General features: G+C 61.7%; 17 protein-coding genes. 6 read left to right on the top strand and 11 right to left on the bottom strand.

Translation table 11 applies throughout. The features are described 5' to 3' along the window. Positions 1-5 precede the first annotated feature (5 nt). The 5 genes from PQU94_RS11020 to fucP form a co-directional block, all read right to left on the bottom strand. Entirely contained in the window at positions 6-314 is a 309-nt protein-coding gene (locus PQU94_RS11020) for a UxaA family hydrolase (RefSeq protein ID WP_272741511.1), read from the bottom strand. A gap of 14 nt (positions 315-328) precedes the next feature. Then, complete coding sequence (locus PQU94_RS11015; protein ID WP_272741510.1) at positions 329-1,336, bottom strand: aldo/keto reductase; 1,008 nt, start codon at positions 1,334-1,336, stop codon at positions 329-331. Between the two features lie 164 nt (positions 1,337-1,500). Further along, complete coding sequence (locus tag PQU94_RS11010) at positions 1,501-2,280, bottom strand: IclR family transcriptional regulator (protein ID WP_013479394.1); 780 nt, start codon at positions 2,278-2,280, stop codon at positions 1,501-1,503. After that, entirely contained in the window at positions 2,277-3,131 is an 855-nt protein-coding gene (locus PQU94_RS11005) for an amidohydrolase family protein (protein ID WP_272741509.1), read from the bottom strand. The genes PQU94_RS11010 and PQU94_RS11005 overlap by 4 nt, the downstream gene beginning before the upstream one ends. 1 nt (position 3,132) lies before the next feature. Continuing rightward, a complete protein-coding gene (gene fucP, locus PQU94_RS11000; RefSeq protein ID WP_272741508.1) occupies positions 3,133-4,434 on the bottom strand; it encodes an L-fucose:H+ symporter permease in 1,302 nt (433 codons plus the stop codon). A gap of 296 nt (positions 4,435-4,730) precedes the next feature. Here fucP and PQU94_RS10995 point away from each other — a divergent pair, with 296 nt between their 5' ends. Together PQU94_RS10995 and cdd are read left to right on the top strand one after the other, a co-directional pair. Next, positions 4,731-5,678, top strand: a complete 948-nt coding sequence (locus PQU94_RS10995) for a Gfo/Idh/MocA family protein (protein WP_272741507.1) — start codon at positions 4,731-4,733, stop codon at positions 5,676-5,678. A 144-nt stretch (positions 5,679-5,822) separates the two neighbouring features. Next, positions 5,823-6,212: a cytidine deaminase gene (cdd, locus tag PQU94_RS10990; RefSeq protein ID WP_272741506.1), complete on the top strand. Its 390-nt coding sequence runs from the start codon at positions 5,823-5,825 to the stop codon at positions 6,210-6,212. A 56-nt stretch (positions 6,213-6,268) separates the two neighbouring features. On the opposite strand, the gene pyk is transcribed toward cdd, so the two are convergent. Then, positions 6,269-7,717 (bottom strand): pyruvate kinase, encoded by a 1,449-nt coding sequence (gene pyk / locus PQU94_RS10985; RefSeq protein WP_272741521.1) that lies wholly within the window; start codon positions 7,715-7,717, stop codon positions 6,269-6,271. A gap of 591 nt (positions 7,718-8,308) precedes the next feature. On the opposite strand from pyk, the gene PQU94_RS10980 reads away from it, so the two are divergent. The 4 genes from PQU94_RS10980 (at position 8,309) to PQU94_RS10965 (ending at position 12,951) form a co-directional block, all read left to right on the top strand. Continuing rightward, complete coding sequence (locus PQU94_RS10980; protein ID WP_272741505.1) at positions 8,309-9,658, top strand: sugar MFS transporter; 1,350 nt, start codon at positions 8,309-8,311, stop codon at positions 9,656-9,658. Positions 9,659-9,851: 193 nt separating this feature from the next. Next, positions 9,852-10,775, top strand: coding sequence for an ROK family protein (locus PQU94_RS10975; protein WP_272741504.1), 924 nt, complete (start codon positions 9,852-9,854; stop codon positions 10,773-10,775). A 15-nt stretch (positions 10,776-10,790) separates the two neighbouring features. Then, entirely contained in the window at positions 10,791-12,260 is a 1,470-nt protein-coding gene (locus PQU94_RS10970; protein WP_272741503.1) for a carboxylesterase/lipase family protein, read from the top strand. A 193-nt stretch (positions 12,261-12,453) separates the two neighbouring features. After that, positions 12,454-12,951 carry a hypothetical protein gene (locus PQU94_RS10965; protein WP_272741502.1) on the top strand — a complete coding sequence of 166 codons (498 nt, stop codon included), beginning with the start codon at positions 12,454-12,456 and terminating at the stop codon, positions 12,949-12,951. 40 nt (positions 12,952-12,991) lie between these two features. Here PQU94_RS10965 and PQU94_RS10960 read toward each other — a convergent pair whose 3' ends face one another. From PQU94_RS10960 to PQU94_RS10940, 5 genes are all read right to left on the bottom strand, one after another. After that, on the bottom strand, positions 12,992-14,191 hold the full coding sequence (locus tag PQU94_RS10960; protein WP_272741501.1) for an ROK family transcriptional regulator: 1,200 nt from the start codon (positions 14,189-14,191) through the stop codon (positions 12,992-12,994). Positions 14,192-14,491: 300 nt separating this feature from the next. Then, a complete protein-coding gene (locus tag PQU94_RS10955; protein ID WP_272741500.1) occupies positions 14,492-15,466 on the bottom strand; it encodes a hypothetical protein in 975 nt (324 codons plus the stop codon). 120 nt (positions 15,467-15,586) lie between these two features. Continuing rightward, positions 15,587-16,522, bottom strand: a complete 936-nt coding sequence (locus PQU94_RS10950; protein ID WP_272741499.1) for an alpha-E domain-containing protein — start codon at positions 16,520-16,522, stop codon at positions 15,587-15,589. Between the two features lie 225 nt (positions 16,523-16,747). Continuing rightward, complete coding sequence (locus PQU94_RS10945; RefSeq protein WP_272741498.1) at positions 16,748-18,205, bottom strand: circularly permuted type 2 ATP-grasp protein; 1,458 nt, start codon at positions 18,203-18,205, stop codon at positions 16,748-16,750. Positions 18,206-18,394: 189 nt separating this feature from the next. Continuing rightward, positions 18,395-20,341: a class II glutamine amidotransferase gene (locus tag PQU94_RS10940; RefSeq protein WP_272741497.1), complete on the bottom strand. Its 1,947-nt coding sequence runs from the start codon at positions 20,339-20,341 to the stop codon at positions 18,395-18,397. Positions 20,342-20,362 lie beyond the last annotated feature (21 nt).

The raw sequence follows: 20,362 nt of genomic DNA, 5'->3' as shown, positions 1-20,362 counted from the left end.
AGCCCTTAAGCATGTGCACCTCCGGAGGCTTCGCGGGTGTGGGACGAGATATAGTCGCTTTTCATATTGTGCATGTGGACGTGGCCACCCTTGGGCGTGTCTTTGGTCATCGAGCCGATCGGTGCGCCATATTTGAAAATCTTGTCCCCGGCCTTCAGATCGCGCACGGCGACCTTGTGACCCACCTCGATGGCCTCGGTAATCGACAAAGCCTCGGCACCTACCGTCACCACGCTGCCCGCCGCTATCGCCGCGCGGCAAACCGCTACATTGTCAGAAGCGTGCAGTAAAATCAGAGGGGAGGGCAGGGACATGGACACTCGAACTCTTACGCTTGCGAAACATCACCGGCCGGCGCATCGGCGCGCAGCAGACCGGCGTCTTTCAGGTCGTGCCACAGCTCGGCAGGGATGGGATGGCTGAACAGCTCGATATTGCGCGCCACCTGCTGCGGGCGGGCCATGCCGACGACGGTACTGGCTACGACTGGATGGAAGCCGGGGAATTGCAACGCCGCGGCGGCCAGCGGCACATGGTGGCGGGTGCAGACGGCCTCGATGTCGCGCACGCGGCTCAGGATGGCCGTCGGCGGAGCCTCATAGTTGAAGTGCGCGCCTCCGGCCAGCAGGCCCGAATTAAACGGGGCCGCCGCCAGAACCGAGACCCCGCGCGCCGCGCAGCGTTCAAACAGGCCATCCAGCGGCGTCTGTTCCAGCAGGGTATAGCGTCCGGCCAGCATCAGGACGTCGATATCGGCTTCGGCTATAACCAGATCGCAGATGGCCGTCTCATTGACACCCAGCCCGATGGCCTGCGTCAGGCCCTGCGCCTTCAGTTCGTGCAGGGCGCGCAGACCACCGCCCAGAAAGGCGGCGAGGTGCCGGGCATGGTCGCTGCCGTGGGTTTCGACCCCCAGATCGTGGACCAGCAGCATGTCGATGCGTTGGCGCTTCAGCCGCTTCTGACTGTCCTCAAACGACCGCATTACGCCGTCATAGCTGTAGTCGAAGTGTTCATCGAAGGGGTCGCCATCGACAAAGCCGTGGCGTTCGGTGCCGGGCGGCGGGGCGGGGATGGGGGTCAGGACCCGCCCCACCTTGGTGGACAGGGTGGCGTCGGCGCTTAGGTCGGCGAGACGGCGCTCGGACAGGCCGTGGCCATAACGCGGAGCGGTGTCGATATAGCCGATGCCGCCGTCCGTTACGGCCTTGAGCGTCGCTGCCGCCGTAGCGTCATCGACCGGGCGATACAGGTTACCGATGGCCGCCGCGCCGAAACCCAGCGCGCTGACCCGGACCTGTGTGCGGCCTATGGTATGGAGATCGCTGACTGGCACGGTGCATCCCTGTTCATTTTTAAAAATGATTATCGCTTATGAAAAACTATGTATAGCCGACCTAACGCCGACGCAAGAGGCCTCAGACGCGATTGCGCCGAGCGCGCGCATTTTCCTTTTCGCTCATGAAATCAGCGCGCTGCCGATTTTTAAATTGGCAAAACCTATCCGCCCAGCGTGCGCGACAGCGCTGCCGCCGTGCCTTTCAGGCGCGCCACCGTGTCTTCGAGGCTCAGGCAGCCGTGCGTCTTTAGCCAGGGGATGGTCATGGCCGCGATGACCGTGGTGTCGTTCATCACCGGGCAGGACACGTCCAGCACGCCATCGACGAAATCGCTCTTGGCCTGCACATAGCCCTGATGCAGGGCGCGTTCGGCCACGGTTTCAAACAACTGCCATTCCTGCGGCGTCGCCGTGCCGCGCAGCATGTGCTTCATCTGCTCCTTCAGCTTGGGCGGCTGAAAGGCATAGAGAACGAGGCCAGAGGTCGATTGCACCAGTTGCCGCTGATAGCCGACGCGTACCGAAAAGCCGAGATCGCCCGGCGCTTCGATGCGGGCAATGACCACCATATGGTCGTCGGAGGCAATGGCCAGATGCACGGATTGGCGCACCTGTTCGGACAGGGCCTGCATCAGGGGCAGGGCCGAGGCCAGCAGGTTCTGGCTGGGGCCGCGGCTCATGCCCAGCGAGAACAGCTTGTTGGTCAGTTCCAGCCCGTCGCCCTTTTGCGATTGCGCCACATAGCCGCGATTCTCCAGCACCTGCACCATGCGGAACAGTTCGGACACCGAGCGGTCCAGCCGGTGGGAAATCTGCGACAGGGTCATGGGCCGTTTGTTGGCGGCCAGAAGCTCAAGCACGTCGAGTCCTTTTTCGAGGGCCGGTGCGCGGTATTTCATAGCCTTTTCACCGTCGCTGTGACGGGTATCTTCGCTGATCATGGGACCCCCTGTAGGTCATAAATTCTTTTTGCATTAGTGAAAAAGATGGCCTGACGCTCTGGCGGCGTCAATGGATTTAATTGGTCTGCAAGCCAGTCTTGCCATACCCGCCATTCGCCCTTCAGCCGCACCACGGGCCAGTCAGAGCCGAACAGCAGGCGCTGCGGGCCGAACGTCTGCAGCAGATGCGCCACATACGGAGCGGCTTCATCGAACGGCTGATCGGGGCGCATTTCGGTAAACAGGCCCGACAGTTTGCACACCACATTCGGGTGACGCGCGATGACCGTCATGGTCTCGGTCCAGTCGCGCGTGTCTTCGGGCTGTGTCTGAGTCGTAGCGATCGGGGGCTTGGCGGCGTGGTCGATGACAATGCGCAAATCCGGATAGCGCTGCGCCACAGTATCTATGGCGGACAGATGGCGCGTAAAAACCAGCGCATCGAAGACCAGCCCCGCCGCCTGCATGGCCGACAGGGCCGGGGCGACGTCCGGGCGCAGAATCCAGTCGTCTTCGGGCAAGCCCTGCAACATCGGACGCAGGCCCTTGAGCTTCGGGTGACGGGCCAGTTCGGCGACCCGTGCCGCTGCGTCCGGGGCCGACATATCGGTCCAGCCGACGACGCCGAGGATCAGCGGCTCGCTTTCGGCGAGGTGAAGCAACCACTGCGTATCGGCGTCTGAGGGCTGCGACTGCACGGCCACCGCGCCGTGCAACGCCTCCCCAGCCGCCGCGCGCAGGTCCGCCGCCGCAAAGTCACGATAGATGGCCGTCAGGTCGGGAGTCGGCCATTCAAAGCCGTGGCGCCCGACCTGCCACAGGTGGAAATGGGCGTCGATGACCGGCGACATCTCAGTGACCGGTCATCTGTACGGGGCCCGTGGCGTCCTTCGGCGCGCGGAAGGCATAGAGGGCGATCACCGCAAAGCAGGCCGCCGTGACCACGAAGGCCGTGCGGATATGGCTGTGGTCGGAGATGAAGCCCATGACCGCCGTCAGGACCGCCCCGCCGACAATGCTCATCACCAGCAGCGACGAACCGGTCTTGGTCAGGTTGCCAAGCCCGGCGACCGAGGTGGCGAAGATGGTCGGGAACATGATCGACATGAAGAAGCTGGAGGCCACCAGCGCCCACAGGCCGTTTTCCCCGCCGGTCACGACGGCATAAAGCATCAGACCGATATTGATCAGGGCGAACAGGCCGAGAATCAGGGTCGGGCGCACCTTGGTCATCAGGCCGGTGCCGATAAAGCGGCCCACGGCGAAGGCGATCAGGGTGTAGTAGAGATAGGTGGCGGCCACCTTGTCGGTCAGGCCCATCTCGGCCTGCGCATAGCGGATCATATAGCTCCAGATACCGACCTGCGCCCCGACATAGAAGAACTGCGCCATGACGCCGAACATGAAGCGCGGGCGCTGGAGCAACTGAACGACCGACTGGAAGAAGCCGACCTCTTCGCCGCTGTCCTCGTGCGCGTTTTGCGTCGCCGCCGCCGGGAATTTCGACAGGAAGACCAGCAGCGCCCACAAAAGCACGACGCAGCCGATGACTAGATAGGGCCCCTGCACGGCTTTGACTTCGGAAATGTAGAAGGCCTGACGCGCGGCGTCGGTCATGGCGGCGAGCGCGGTCTCATCGTGTTCGATACCCGACAGGATGAAATGCTGGCCGATGAAGATACCGGAGAGAGCCCCCAGCGGATTGAAGCTCTGCGCCAGGTTGAGGCGGAAGGCCGCCTTGTCCGGCGACCCCAGCACGGTGATCAGCGGATTGGCCGAGGTTTCGAGGAAGGCGAGACCGGAGGCAATGACGAACAGGCCGCCGAGGAACCAGCTATACTGGTGATTGTTGGCCGCCGGATAGAAGATGAAGGCCCCGGTCGCGTACAGCAGCAGACCGACGACCACGGCGGTCTTGTAGCCCAGCTTGCGCATGACGAAGGCGGCGGGCAGGGCCAGCAGGAAATAACCCATATAAAAGGCCGACTGCACCAGACCCGATTGCAGATCGGTCAGCACAAAGGCCTTCTTGAACTGCGGGATCAGGACGTCGTTGAGGTTATTCGCCACGCCCCAGAAAAAGAACAGGCTGGTAATTAGGATCAGCGGCCACAGGCTTTTCAGGCCCCGGCCCGTCGCGGTTTCGGAGGTCATGTGCGTTTCTTTCCCATTGCGACCGGATCGTTGAAGCCGGTCGTCGTGGCGGGCAGGGCACCACATATGAAGTCTCTTGTCAAATATGAAATCAGCCTGACGTTACCGCTGCGGGGGTGCCGAGAGTCTTTGACAGGTTGTACAGGCGTGATATGGGCTTTTGGGCAATTGTCCGGGTTAATGGATTCAATTATCGTATAAATATTGCGGGAGCGGCTCGGGCCGTGATAACGAAGTCTTCCGCAGTACAGTCTGGCCGCAGGACAAGCCGGCCAAAGCACACATAGGAAGCGTCGATGTTCGGGAAGAAAAAGGTCAAGCCGTTGAAGATCGGTCTGGTGGGGCTGGGCAAGATTGCCGTCGATCAGCACATCCCGTCGATCCGCGCCAACACAGCGCTGGAGCTGGTGGCCGGGTGTTCGCCCAATGCCCGCCCGGACGGCGTGACCGCCTACGATTCGCTGGAAGAGATGCTGGCGGCCCACCCAGAAATCGAGGCCGTGGCTATCTGCACCCCGCCGCAGATTCGGCACACCATCGCCAAACAGGTCATCGCGGCGGGCAAGCACGTGTTTCTTGAGAAGCCCCCCGCGGCCACGCTGGGCGAAGCCGAGGCCATTGCCGATCTGGCGCGCACCAGGGGCGTGACAGTGCTGGCAAGCTGGCACTCGCGCTATGCGCCGGCGGTGGAAACGACCCGTCAGTGGATCGCCGGACGCAAGATCAAATCCATCCATGTCGTGTGGAAGGAAAATGTCCGCCAGTGGCATCCGGGTCAGAAGTGGATCTTCGAAGCCGGTGGCATGGGCGTCTTCGATCCGGGCATCAATTCGCTGTCCATCCTGACGCGCATCGTGCTGGAAAAGGTCATCGTCAAAAAGGCCGATCTGCATATTCCGGTCAATTGCGATGCGCCGATTCAGGTCGAGATGGACATGACGACCGAAAGCGGCGTTGCCATCCGCGCCGATTACGACTTCCTGCAAACCGGTATCCAGACCTGGTCGATCTTCGTCGAGTCCGAAAAGGGTGAAAAGCTGGAGCTGAGCATGGGCGGCACGGGCCTGACCATCGACGGCAAGGAGATCATGAAGGAAAAAGAGGCCGAATATCCCGGCCTCTATGCCCACTTTGAAAAGCTGGTGCGCGCGGGTCAGTCGGACGCCGACTTCTCGCCGCTGCGCATCGTGGCCGACGCCATGCTGCTGGGCAAGCGCATCGACGCCCCGGAATATATTGAATAGCGCACAGTGAAACGCGCTGCGTTTCACTGTGGACTGAATATAGTCAGCTCAGGTCTCGGGGCGGCCCTTCGACCTGAGCTGGCTTTTTTTGTAGATATTTATTGTGACTGGTGACAAGCTCTGCGGCCATAAACGGAGCCAGACTTGTCTCACGATCTGTTTGAAGCGGCCAAGGCCGCAGCGGCTTTCAGCCACTCCCCCTATTCCGGTTTTCCCGTCGGCGCGGCCATACGCACGCCGGACGGGCGTATCTTCAGCGGCACCAATGTCGAAAACCTCGCCTTCCCGCAGGGCTGGTGCGCGGAAACCTCGGCCCTGGCCCAGATGATCATGGGCGGCGCGAAACAGGTGGCCGAAATCGCCATCTTCGCCCCCAAAAAAGCCGCCTGCCCGCCGTGCGGCGGCTGTCGTCAGAAGCTGGCCGAGTTTTCCAACGGCTCGGCACAAATCCATCTGTGCGATGACGAGGGCATAGCCCAGACGGTCACGCTGGCGGAGCTTTTACCCATGATGTTCCGGACCGAACTGAAATAGCAAAGCCCGGCAGGTGATCCTGCCGGGCTTTGGTTTTGCGAACATCCAAACGGCGATCAGCCTTCGAATTCCGGCTCGTTCATCGCCGTGCGGGTCACCTTGGCGACGCGCAGCGCATTCGTCGAGCCTGACTTGCCGAAAGGCATACCGGCGACGATGACGATGTCCTGACCGGGTTCCGAAATCCCTTCTGTGCGGGCGATCTGATTGGCCACCTGCACGGTTTCCGACATGGAGTGCGTCACCGGCGCGGTCTTGGCGTGCACGCCCCAGGTCAGCGCAAGGCGACGGGCGGTCTCCAGATTGGGCGTCAGACCCAGAATCGGGGCCGTCGGGCGCTCACGCGCGACGCGCAGCGCCGTGTTGGCCGAATTGGTCAGGGCGACGATAGCCGAAGCCTCGATGGTCTGAGCCACCTGACGCGCGGCGGTAGCGATAGCCCCGGACACCGACTTTTCCGTTTCCGGGCGGCGGCGGTCGGTCTGCATGCGCCAGTCACCGTCCTTTTCGACGCGATCGACAATGCGGTCCATGATGGTGACGGCTTCGACCGGATACTGACCCGCCGCGGTTTCCGCCGACAGCATGACCGCATCGGCACCGTCATAAACCGCCGTGGCCACGTCCGACGCCTCGGCGCGGGTGGGGGTGGGGGCCGAGATCATGGATTCCAGCATCTGGGTGGCGACGATCACCGGCTTGCCCAGCGCACGGGCGGCCTTGATGATGCGCTTTTGCGCCAGCGGCACTTCTTCGGGCGGCAGTTCGACGCCGAGGTCGCCGCGCGCCACCATGACGGCGTCGCTAAGCGCGAGGATTTCGTCCAGATTGTCGAGCGCCTGCGGCTTTTCGAGCTTCGACAGCACCCAGGCGCGGCCATTGATCAGACCGCGCGCCTCAATGACGTCTTCGGGGCGTTGCACGAAGCTGAGGCCGATATATTCGACGCCGCGTTGCAGAGCGAACTCCATATCCGCGCGGTCTTTTTCGGTCAGGGCCGGGATGGGCAGCACCACGTCAGGCACGTTGACGCCCTTGCGGTCCGACAGGCGGCCACCGGTTACTACGATGGTTTCCAGATGGTCTTCGCGCACATGGGTAACGCGCAGCTTCAGCTTGCCGTCATCGAGCAGCAGGTGCGAGCCGATCTGCGCCGCGCCGATGATTTCCGGATGCGGCAGGTTGGCGCGCGTCAGATCGCCGGGCGTCGGGTTGAGATCGAGGCGGAAGGTCTGCCCCGGCGTCAGCACAATTGCGCCGCCCATGAAACGACCGACCCGCAGCTTCGGGCCCTGCACATCGGCCAGAATGCCGATCGGGCGACCGGTCTTGGCCTCCAGATCGCGGATCAGGTCGATATTGCGGCCGTGGTCTTCGTGGCTGCCGTGCGAGAAGTTGAGGCGGAAGACGTCGGCTCCGGCCTGAAACAGTTGTGCCAGCATGTCGGCATTGGACGAGGCGGGGCCGAGGGTGGCGACCAGTTTGGTGCGGCGGCGGCGAAGTATTTTCAAAGGACCAACTCTTCTTGGAACAGGGACGCTAAGGTCATTGCGCTTCGTGTGGCATTGGGACGGCTCTGGGCAGCTCTTGTTCCCCCGAAATGCGCGCTTTTGGGTTCGTGCAGACCAAAGTCGTGTTCTGTCCCTTGGGTCAAGTCACATTTTGAGTAACAAACGGCCAGGGTTTGACAAAAGCCCTGAGAAAGGAAGCGGTACTCCGAAGCCGATGTGGCGCGTCTTCGCCGTTTCGGCTTTGGTGACACTTATGTTGCGCAGCATAAGCGTGCGAGATGACAACATGTGAGGGAGGCCGGCGTCCCCAAATACCCCTCTGTGCAGAAGCCTGTGGTCCGTCCGGGCGCGTCTGTAGTAATGACATCGCTGTCAAAACTGTGGATAATATCACCGTTATCTTGTCTGACAATTTGTCGTGCAAATGAAAGAAATTGTTGGTAAATGCCAGTTTGATCGTCACCGTTAAATTTTTCGATTGCAAAAATCCGGAATTGCTGGATTTTTGATATTTGATTTATTTAATCGGTGCGGGCCTAAAAAAACGTCTGTGAAAAGTCACTCGCAACCTACAGGTAGGGGTACATGTCTGAATCATCCAGCACCGCCAAAGGCGGCAGCGGTCTCGCGCTAGCCGTCGTCTATGTGACCACGCTCTTCTTTATCTGGGCCGTCGTCACCAATCTGCTCGATCCGCTCGTGAAGACCATGAAGACCGTCTTCACCCTGACGCCCGTTCAGGCCATGCTGACCGGCTTCGCCTTCTTCATCGCCTATTTCGTCATGTCCCTGCCGTCGGCAGCCTTCCTGTCGCGCTTTGGTTACGCCAAGTCGGTCATGGTCGGGCTGGGCGGCATCGCAGCGGGGTGCTTTATCGCCATCGCGGCGGCCAAGCTGCACATCTACACCGTCTTCCTAGTGGCGCTGTTCACCATGGCGTCGGGCGTGACCCTGCTTCAGGTGGCGGCCAACCCGCTGATCGCGTCTATGGGTAAGCCCGAAGACTCGGCCTTCCGCCTGAACCTGTCGCAATCCTTTAATTCGCTGGGTGCGGCCTGCGGCCTCTTCTTCGGCGCGTCGTTCCTGCTGAACGGCGACATCTTCAAGAAGGACGTGGTCATCACCGAGGTGATGAAGCAGGAAGCTCTGGGCTTTGTGACCAACGTCTATATGGCCATCGGCGTGGCTCTGGTCATCTTCATCGCCCTGATCTTCATGGTCCGCGAAAAGATCACGGCGGCGGCCCCCAAGACCGGCCAGCTCGTGTCGCCATTTACCGCCCTGACCTCTAAGTGGGCGAATCTCGGCTCCATCGGCATCTTCCTCTATGTCGGTGCCGAAGTGGCCATCTCGCTCAACCTGCTGCTGTTCCTCGAACAGACCAGCATCCTGAACCTCGAAGCGCAGTCGGCCGGTCACCTGACCACCTTCTACATGCTGTTCGCCATGATCGGCCGTTTCGCCGGTTCGGCCCTGCTTAAGGTCGTGCGTGACTACGTTATGCTGACGGTTGTGGCCGTGGGTGCCATCGCCCTGTCGCTGCTCGTCATCTTCACCAAGGACATGGTGCCGTCGGAACCGACCGGCATGGTCAATGTGATCCTGACCAGCGTGCCGGTGACCACCGGTCTGATCCCGGCCTTCGCGGCCCTGCTGATCGGCCTGTTCAACTCGATCATGTTCCCGACCATCTTCACCCTGACTCTGCAACGTTCGACCGCGCCGACCTCGGCCACGTCGGGCCTCTTGTGTATGGCTATCGCCGGTGGTGCCGTTCTGCCGCTCGCCTTTGCCAAGATTCAGGAAATGACCGGCTCCATGTCGATGGGCTTCATCGCGCCGCTCCTCTGCTACGTCTATGTTCTGTGGTTCTCGTTCGCCTGCCGTAAGGCACCGACGCACGCCATCGAAGAAGGCGTATCCGGCGGGCACTAGAGCCTTCGGCGGCTCTGTTGAGCCGCTTCAGGTCTCTAGTCTTTTAGTAACGCCTGATGTGTTTCCGAAAAGTGGCCTCCACTTTTCGGCATGAGGCTCACCCCCCCCTGCCGGGCGGTTCGTCACGGGGGCGAACCGTCCGGTATCTTCAACCATAAAAGACCCCGGCTGAGAAACTCCGGAAGGCAGACCTATGCTGTATATTGGCGTGGATTTTGGCGGCACCAAGATCGAAGCGGCGGCCTTATCCGACCGCGGAGACGTTCTGGCCCGCTGGCGTGAGCCCAATCCCGGCGATTACGATGCAGCCCTTCATCTCGTTAAAAATCTGATCGCGCGGGTCGAAGCCGAAGCGCGACAAACCCACCCTGATTTAGCCGATGTGCCCGCCAGCATCGGTATTGGCTCGCCCGGTTCGGTATCGCCGCGCACGGGCTTGATGCGCAATTCCAACTCCCTTTATCTGAACGGTCGCACCTTCCGCGAAGACCTTGAGGCCACTCTGGGCCGACCGGTGCGTCTGGCCAATGATGCCAACTGTCTGGCCCTGTCCGAAGCGATTGACGGGGCCGCCGCCGGGGCGTCCAGCGTCTTTGCTATCATCGTCGGTACGGGCTGCGGCGGGGGGCTGGTCGTCAACGGACAACTGGTCAACGGGGCCAATGGCATTGCCGGCGAATGGGGCCACATGCCCCTGCCGTGGCCACAGTCCGCCGAATATCCCGGTCCCAAATGCTGGTGCGGTCAGCACGGCTGCCTCGAAACCTGGGTCTCAGGCACGGGCTTTGCGCGCGATTTTCAGCAGACGACGGGCCGCGACCTGAGGGGCGAAGAGATCATCACCGCCATGCGCAACGGCGATGCCGAAGCCAGGGCGGCCTTTCAGGCCCTGCTGTCGCGACTGGGGCGCGGCATGGCGGCCATCGTCAATATTCTCGATCCCGACATATTCGTTTTCGGCGGAGGCCTGTCCAATGTGCCGGAAATCTATGACTCCCTGCCGGGCCTGATCCGGCCCTATGTCTTTTCCGACGGCTGGGACGCCAAACTGGCCCCGGCGCGCTGGGGCGACTCTTCGGGCGTGCGCGGTGCCGCCTATCTGTGGAAACAAGGCTAAACGGGTGAGGCGGGCATGAAACGGATAATGTTCGCCATCGGCCTGTTACTGGCGACGCCCGCCCGGGCGCAGGACGTCCCGCTTGTCCATCTGCCGCAGGGCGATCTGCGCGGTCAGACGCAGGACGGTATCAGCCGCTTCAAGGCCATTCCCTTTGCCGCGCCACCGGTTGCCGAGGCCCGCTGGACCGCCCCGCGCCCGCCGCAGCCGTGGACGGGTGTGCGCGACGCCACCGAGAGCGCGCCCGCGTGCGCACAGGTGTCCTATGGCTGGAACGATAAGGCCGCGCAGAGGGCGTCCGAAGACTGCCTCTATCTGGAAGTCGCCACCCCGGCCCTGAAACCTGCACATCCCCTTCCGGTCATGGTCTTTATCCATGGCGGGGGCAATCGCGCCGGTGACGGCGGCGGCACCATCTATTCGGCCCTGCCGTCGCAGGGTGTGGTGCTGGTGTCGATCCAGTACCGTCTCGGCATATTCGGGTTCCTGTCGCATCCGGCCCTCAGCGCCGAACAGGGTGGGGCGTCGGGCAACTATGCCCTGATGGATCAGATCGCGGCCCTGACATGGGTGCGCGACCATATTGCGGCCTTTGGCGGCGACCCCGGCAATGTCACCCTGTTCGGCCACAGTGCAGGGGCGCAGGATGTGGGGCTGCTGCTGGCGGCCCCTAAGGCGCGCGGCCTGTTTCATAAGGCGATCCTGCAATCGGGGACACCGCAATTCGGCCTGCCGCCGCGCACCCTGACGCAGAACGAAGCGCTGGGGACCACTTTGGCCAAGGGCTTCAGCGGCGCAAAGCCCGACAGCGCTGCCGCCCTGAGCGACCTGCGTCACGCCCCGGCCAGCGCCTTGCTGACGGCAGCGGAAAAGCTCGACTCCCCCATCGACGACGACAGCTTCATCTGGCTTCAGCCCACGGTCGATGGCCGTGTCCTGCCGCGTGCCCCCGAAGAGGTATTCCGCGCCGGGGAGGGCGCGAAGATCCCCGTCATTATCGGCGTGTCGGCGCGCGAACTGGGGCTTTATGGCGATGTCGCCACCCGCATCCGTGAGGCCTTCGGGCCCCATGGCGAAGCGGCCATCAACATCTACAAAAAAGGCCCCGATCCGGTCACGGGCCCGCCCGACCTGACTCTGGCCACCGACCTCGCTTTCCGCTGCCCGGCCGACTGGCTGGCGCGGCAGCGCACGGCAAAGGGCGGGCAGGTCTGGCTTTATCAGCTTGAGGTCAATCGCCCGGCGGATCAGCCGGTGCATCACGGCTCTGAACTGACCTTTGTGTTTAACCGCAGGCCGGCCGGTGAGGGAGCGGGCTGGCCCGATCTGGGCGCGCGATGGGTCCGCTTCGCGCGTGAGGGCACGCCCGGTGACGACTGGCCGACCTATGGGTCCAAGGCCCGCAGCCTGCGCTTCACCGCTGCCGGGCCACAGGCGGCCATGGCCTTGCGGGGGCCTCTGTGCGGGTGGCTGGATCGCCCCTGAAACGGTTTGAGTACGCGTAACACCGAGGGGCATTGAAAATGCTCCTGATCTGACTTTCGCATACCGAAACGTGTGAAGCGGTTTTCGGGTTCAAATGCGCGGCATAAAAATGAGAACCGGGTTTCGCGTCCCTGCGAACGAACCCCGGCTCTGAAAAGACCGGAAGATCCGGCGTATTGATGAGGAGGACACGATGAAAGAACTGACACGCAAAGGGTTTCTGGCCGGTGGGCTGGCCCTTCTGGCCGCCGGGGCCGCACGGGCGCAAAAAGGCCCGATGCTGGCCTATGCCGACGGTCTGAAAGAGGGCTGGTGGATCGGCGGATGGGCCAAACAGACCCCGGCAGTGCCGCTGGAGGATCAGAAGCCGGTGGAAATCACCATGGCCGCCTGGAACGTCTTTACCTTCCAGACCTGGCAGAAGCTGAACGGCGCGGACTTCAAGACCCTGACCCTGCTGGTGCATGGCGGCCCAAAGGGCAAGCAGGAATTTACCCTGCGCCTGAGACTGGGGGAAAAGGCCTATGAAAGCCAGGTGACTCTGAAAGGCCTGAAGGGGAAGTGGGCGCGCTACGATGTGCCGTTCAAGGACCTCAAAATCAAGGACGGTCAGTTCGATACGATCGAACTGCGCAACGCCTCGGCGGAAACGCTTGAACCCTTCTACGTCAACTACGTGATTCTGCAATAACAGGCATGGCCGAAGAGGCTGAGCCTCTTTACGCCGGAAATCACGCCGACTTCATGAGCGCTTCTCGGATCGGCAGGAAGCGCTCATTGAACGGCAATATGCCCGCCCCGCAGGCACAGGCGTCGATGGCCAGGGCCGCCCGGCGCACGGGCGCTACCGGCGGCAAACGGCGATCCGACAGCCGGGCATAGAGGCTGTTCAGCCGCGCGCACAGGCCGTCGATGATCGCCGCCGGCATACGTCCGCCAATGAAGTGCGCTTCGGGATTGAGGGCGCAGTTGAGCGTCAGGAACGGCATATAGAGGTGCTGTGCCGCCTCATCGAGCCAGCTATCGACGACGGCCTGGGCCTGCGGCGACAGGCTCTCCAGATCGGCGGGCACGCAGGCGCGGATTCCGTGGCGCGCCAGACGCTCATAGAGGGCATAGAGGGAAACGACATCCTGAAGCGTCGTCTCGCTCTGCGCATCACTGCCGATGGGCAGGAAGCCAATTTCGCCGGAGCGGCCATCGGCCCCACGGAAATAGTGGCCGTTGATGACCAGCCCTCCGCCCAGACCGGCGGAGATCAGCGTGTAGATGAAGGAGCGCGATTGCATGCCGTGCCCGAACTGCATCTCGCCAATGGCGGCGGCCGCCGCGTCGTTTTCCAGCACGACCGGTGCGTCGATCAGACCGGCAAACAGGGCCTGCACGTCGATTTCCGACCACACCTCATAGGCTTCGGGGCGGTGGGGCAGGCGGACCCGACCCAGATCGTCGGGCATACCTATGCCCATGCCGATCAGGCGGTCGAAGTCGATCAGCCGCTTGCGCCGCAGGATGTCCAGGGTTTCGGCTACAAAGGCGCGCACCTCGTCCGGCATGGCGAAATGCACTTCGCGGCTGGTGCGAAAACGCACCTGGCCTACAAAGTCGAGCGCAACGATGGTGATGTGGTCGCGGTCGATATTGAGACCGATCGAGAAGGCACCGTCCGGATTGACGATCAGTTGGGTCGCGGGCTGACCCCGCCCGCCCGTCAGGCGTCCCGCCTTGAGCACAAGCCCTTCGTTGAGCAGACGGCGGGTAATGTTGGCAATGGCCGGGGCGGTCAGGTTGGTGATATCAGCCAGATCGGCCCGCGTGATGGGGCCGCGCGCGCGGATGGCCTGAAGCGTGACCCGCTGATTGTGGTCACCGGCGCGTTCCAGATTGGTTCCGGACAGCCCCTCCTCAGAGGCCGGGGTCCGGGCGGCCATGCGAAGATCAATTGGGAACGCTTCCAAGGTCATATGCTCGTTTCCGTAAGGCGCTGAGTCGCCCGGCGGCCGTCCTGCGGCGAATATCAAACAGAATCCCCCCACCAGATCGGCAAGCCGTCGCTTCCCAAGCCCTGTTCCGGAACCGATGGCGTCAAAGACAGGCTGTATTGGGTTGCCCCAATACGGCTGCCCCGTCAGCGATGAGGATCCTTCGGTGGTCCTATACAGGTTAGGCTGCTTCCGGCCGTCTTACAAGACGTTATGTCATACCTATTCTTGCCCGGAGACGGAGATAGGTCAGGCCGGGGTTTCGCTTAGCACCCAGTTTTCGCGATGGAGGCGGCGCTCGTCGCCCTGACCGATATCGCGGACAGACTGACACTCGGCGCGGCCGACCAGACCGGTATGCAGGCTGATGCGATAGCGGCAGGTAGTGCCGATATCGAGACGAATATCCCCGACCGGCACCGGGGCTTTTTTGCGCACCCGGGCCGTGCGCGCCGCCGTCTGCTCAAGAGTCGGGCGGATCTGGCGGGCGTAGGCGTCCAGCGCTTCGCGCGTCGGGCCGGATTCATAAAGGACTTCGGCCTGTCCGGTGGCCTCGTCCCACGCCGTCAGCGTCAGGGTTTCCCGTGCGCTGATCGTGCCGCCGAACGGGCCGTTGATCAGCGAATCCAGCCGGTAGGGGTTGTTGAGGCTGAGGCCCAGATTGTGCGGAATGGCCAGAAGCGCGTCTTCGGGCAGGAACTGCTCGGCCGCCATTTCTGCCGTCATGGGGCCATAGAGGGCATCGAAGGCATCGCCTTCGCGGGCATTGATCGCCCCGGTGCGGCGCATGGCGGCCTTAAGCCGGTTGCGAAGCTGCGGCCAGTTTTCGACCCGCAGCGGCGTCAGGCTGACATCGGCAATATAGGTGATATCGCTGATGCTGGCGGCGGCCTGCATCACCTTTTCCAGCTCCAGCCGGTCCGTATCCGTCTCCGCGCCTTCGACGCGAAAATCATTTTTCAGACGGCTTTTGACGACGCGAAAGCCGTCCGGGTGGCGGGAAATCTGACTGAGATATTCCGCATTGAGTCGTGTCGTGACCACCTTGCCATCGGTTTCGGTCTGGGTGGTGCGCGTCAGGGTCTGCTTCACAGCGCCCCCTGCCGGCAGGGTGAGGCGAAGCTGGTAATATTCGACCTGAACCGGTGCCGCCGGTGTTTCTGCCCACGCCGTCGCCGCCATGCCACCGGCAATGCAGGCTGCGATGACAACCGCCCTGATCATGGTTCGCCCTTCCTGTTTTCAGGAACACACCCTTTAAATACGGTGTTTATGGCGCGACTTTGGGTCAACTCTGTGACGATCAAATCCGCCCAGAGGTCATTTGCCATGACCCTGAGGGGATCAGTCCTTGAAGAAGGTTTCGTACACGGACTGATCCAGCCGGTTCAGACCCAGCTGATATTCGTCGATGAACTCATGCAGGCCCGAGGCGATGAGGGCGGTGGCGTCGGCCTCCATCAGGCGGGTGCGCAGGGCCTTCATATCGTTGAGCGCGGCGCAGTGCGGCTTTTTCTCACAGATGGCCTCCATGCACACGGTGGCATAGTCCAGCGAGAAGCGCACCGAGCGCGGGAACAGCCTGGAGAACAGCAGGAACTGCGTCACGTCGCGGTAATTGATCGAATGGTATTCCTGCCGGTACATTTCCAGCGCATTGACCGATTTCAGCACCGCGCCCCACTGCACATTGTCATAGGGGCTATCGACCTGCTCTCCACGCGGCAAAAGCAGAAAGTATTTCACATCCAGCAGGCGCGCCGTCTTGTCCGCGCGCTCCAGCAACTGACCCATGCGAGCAAAGTGCCAGCCGTCGCCGCGCGACATGGCGTTGATCATCATGCCGGCAAAGTGGGTCCCCGACTGACGCACCTCGGTATAGTAGGCTTGCAGTGCCTCGACCGAGCGTTTGCGGCTGTGGGCCTGCGTCAGGTGGTAAAGCTCGTTGATTTTTTCCCATACTTCGACCGGGATCACTTCGCGCACCGTGCGGGCGTTTTCGCGCGCCCGGTAGATGGAGGACAGGATGGAGTTGGGATTCCTGTCGTCAAAGGTCAGAAAGCGCACGATGGATTTCTCATCGGCGGTGGCGTAGCGCTTGTTGAAATCCTCATCGTCGCCGGAGGTGGCGATCAAAGGATACCACTGCGTCTCCTCGACGCTCAGACCCAGATCGAGCATCAGGTGGGTATTGACGTCGATGAAGCGCGCGACGTTTTCCGCGCGCTCCAGATAACGCGACATCCAGTAGATTGAGTTGGCAACGCGGCTTAACATCATGCGGAATGTCCTGAACGGCGGTGGCCGCGGCTGCCACGGCAGTCTGTCGAATGGGCAAGGCGGAGCGGTATCATATCTTTTACTCCCCCAAGTGTGGGGGAGGTGGCTCGGCGAAGCCGAGATGGTGGGGGGCTATGGATGCGGCACAAGACCCCCACCACCCCGCCCTTCGGGCGCGGTCCACCTCCCCAGCAAGATGGGGAGGTATGGACTTTGGCAGAGCCTTCATTCCGCGACTCCGTAATAGTTCTCTTCGCCAAGCACCCAGGTGTCCTTCGACCCGCCGCCCTGAGACGAGTTAACAACCAGCGAGCCTTTTTTGAGCGCCACGCGCGTCAGGCCGCCAGGCAGGGTGAAGACCTCTTCGCCAAACAGCGAATAGGGGCGAAAATCGACGTGGCGGCCTTCGATCCCGTTGCCGATCAGGGTGGGGGCGCGCGACAAGGACAGGGTGGGCTGGGCGATATAGTCGCGCGGCCGGGCGCGTATCTTTTCGGCAAATTCCTTCTGCTCGGCCTTGGTGCTCTTGGGGCCGATCAGCATACCGTAACCGCCCGACAGGTTCACCGCCTTGACCACCAGCTTGTCGAGATTGGCCAGCACGTAGTCGCGTTCCTTATCGTCCTCGCAGATATAGGTGGGCACATTCTGTGCGAGGGCCTCTTCCCCCAGATAGTATTTCACGATCTTGGGCACGTAGGCATAGACGGCCTTGTCGTCGGCAATGCCGGTGCCGGGGGCGTTGGCCAGCGCCACCTTACCCTTCCGATAGGCGTTCATGATGCCGGGGACGCCCAGCAGCGAATCCTTGCGGAAGACCTGCGGGTCGATGAACTCATCATCAATGCGGCGATAGATAACATCGACCTGTTTCAGCCCTTGCGTGGTGCGCATATAGACGGTATCGCCCTCAACCACGAGGTCGGAATTCTGGCACAGGGGCACGCCCATCTGCTGCGCCAGATAGGCGTGCTCGAAATAGGCGGAATTGTAGATGCCGGGCGTAAGCACGACGATATTCGGCTCATCCTTGCCTTCGGGGGCGATGAATTTCAGAGTCTTATAGAGATGGTCGCCATAGTTGGAGACAGGGCGCACCTTCAGGGTCTGAAACGCCTTGGGCAGGATGCGCTTTTGCACGGCGCGGTTTTCCAGCACGTAGGAGATGCCCGACGGGCAGCGCAGATTGTCTTCCAGCACGTAGAATTCGCCGTCGCCATCGCGCACAAAATCGGTGCCTGAAATATGAGTCCACACGCCTTTCGGCGGCGACAGGCCCTCACAGGGCTTGAGGTAGCAGGCTGAGGAAAAGATCAGTTCGGCCGGGATCACCTTGTCCTTGAGAATCTTCTGATCGTTATAGATGTCCTGAATGAACAGGTTGAGGGCGCGGATACGCTGATTAATGCCGCGCTCCAGCTTGTCCCAGTCCGCCGCCGACACAAGGCGCGGAATGATATCAAACGGCAGGATTTTTTCGGTGCCCTTCTTGTCGCCATAGACGTTGAAGGTGTTGCCCGACTGATAAAGGATGTCTTCGGCCTGTTTCTGGCGGCGTTTCAGGTCGGCCCGGCTGAGCGCGTCCAGCTGCTCGACCAGGCCCGCGGCGGCCGCATGAGGCACGCCGTCGCTGGCGAACAGCTCGTCGAAAAACCCTTCGGTTTTATAGGATTCCAGACTCACGCGGGTGCCTCCCCAAAGCGAATAAACTCAAAAAAATACGCGTACTTTCAGACCTTTTTCCGATGCCCGACAGCGCATCGTTACATAAAAAATTGAAAAATGCTGAAGGGGCGCCCCGAGGCATTTTTCACCGTCTTTTTCCACTTGAAAGTACCGCAGACGAAGCCAAGGGCACTCTCAAGTGAGTTATCATAGATAGACCTCGTTCATCGTCACCTGCACGCGCAACTCCTCCTTGCCGCCGCCGCGATAGATGGTGCCGGAGGTTGGCGTCGCATCGAGATAGTTGCGCCCACACGCCACACGCACATGGTCCTGCGACACGAGGCAGCCATTGGTCGGATCGAAGCCGCGCCAGCCGATATAGGGGATATAGACCTCGGCCCAGGCGTGGCTGGCGTCGGACTGAATCTTGTTCTCGTAATTGGCCCCGGTAAAGATGTAGCCCATGCGATAGCGCGCCGGGATGCCGAGAAGCCGCGCCAGCGTGATGAACAGGTTGGCGAAGTCCTGACAGACGCCCTTACGATTGGCATAGACATCAAAAGGCGTGGTCGAAAACGAGGTCGACCCGGGCACGTACTGATAGTCGCGGTAGATGGTCAGGTTGATGTCGTTCAGCGTGTCCATGACGTGACCGGCATTGCGCTCGGAGAAGGCGCGCGCATAGACCAGCAGTTCGGCAATCTGGGTTTCCGGCATTTCGAGCAGCAGCAAATAGGGCTCCATCACCTGAAGCTGCCACGGCATCCACGAAATGGGGAAGCGCGCCTGACGCTGTGCCGGGCCGTAATCGTCCGGCGCCTGTCCAAAAATCTTTACCAGAGAGCGGCACGAGACGGTCAGTTGCTTGTAGGGCTTGATGATCGAATAGTGGATGTTCTGATTACCGAACACGTCCTCAAAGCGCACATCCTCGCCTTCGGCCGAAATGGTCAGAGTCGAATGGATGACCTCCTGAAGCTGATCTTCGACCGGCAGCAGGCGGAAGGTGTGGGTCGAATGTTCAACGGCCTTCTCATATGTGTATTCCGTCGAATGCACCACATCATAAAGCCGGTAGGTGAGGGGGCTGCCGTCCGGGGCGTGGGTGACCGAACGGGCATTGATCACGTTCGACTGCACGTGGCTCATGCTGGCCAGCTTGGCGACGATGGAGGCCTGCTGCGACTGGGCCTGCACGCTGGCGAACAGGGCGTTGCGCTCGGTGATCTTCTCCAGCGGCCCGCCCTGAAGGATGGGCGAAGACAGGGCCGACGGGCGGTCCGGCTGCTGCGGCGGCACCGGCAGTTTCGACGGCGCTTCCTTCTTGTTGGTCCAGATGACCGCGCCGCGCCGCGCGATGATCAGTTGCCCGCCCTGCATCGGCGTCCAGTTACCGGAGGCGAACGGCGAGGAGGCGAAGACCACCGCCGTGCGGAAGGTGTCGCGCGGATTGTTGAGCGCGAAGGAGGCGGCGTCCGACTGGAACCCCTCGGTGGCGTGCGGCGGCTTGATGCGGCTGTAATAAAGGCTCGACTGTGACTTGGAGCCGTAGAAGACCGCCACGGTCACGCCATCGGAAATGGCCATGTCGGCGGAACCCAGATCATCCAGTTGCAGGAACCAGCTCAGAAGCACGCTGTGGTCGATGGCCGCCAGCGTGCGCGCGCCGTAATCCTCTATCTTGCCCAACAGGAAGACCAGAGCCAGCTCTGAGTCTGTGCGCCCGAGCGGCTCCAGAAAGATCGACTTGTTGTGGTGTAGTCCCTTGATGGCTTCCTTGTCGAGGTTGCCATTGTGCATGAACACCCAGTCCTGACCGGCAAAGGAGCGGGTAAAGGGCTGGGTTTCCAGATGGGTATAGCCGGTGGCCGCGCCGCGCACCTTGCAGAAGAAGACGGTCGAGCGGAACCCTTCCCAGTCGCTCATCGCCCCTTTGAGCGAGACGGTGTCCTTGGCCGCCGGGTCCTTGGCCACCATTGCGGCCTTATTATCCGCCGGGTACCATGCCAGACCCCAGCCGAGCGTATGGTCGCCCTTTTGCGGGCCGGTGCGAAACTTCAGGTCGATGAGCGGCGAACTTAAGCCGTCGAAACTAAACGCAAAGATGTCGCTCGAAATATCGCTGAACAACGGGTGGTCCTTCTCGCTCACAGAAAACTAAACGGCCTTGGC

Origin of the sequence: Asticcacaulis currens (genome assembly GCF_028550395.1) — a bacterium.
GTDB classification, from domain to species: Bacteria; Pseudomonadota; Alphaproteobacteria; order Caulobacterales; family Caulobacteraceae; genus Asticcacaulis; species Asticcacaulis currens.
The sequence above is the reverse complement of the archived record's forward strand: the minus strand, read 5'-3'. Positions and strand labels throughout refer to the sequence as shown.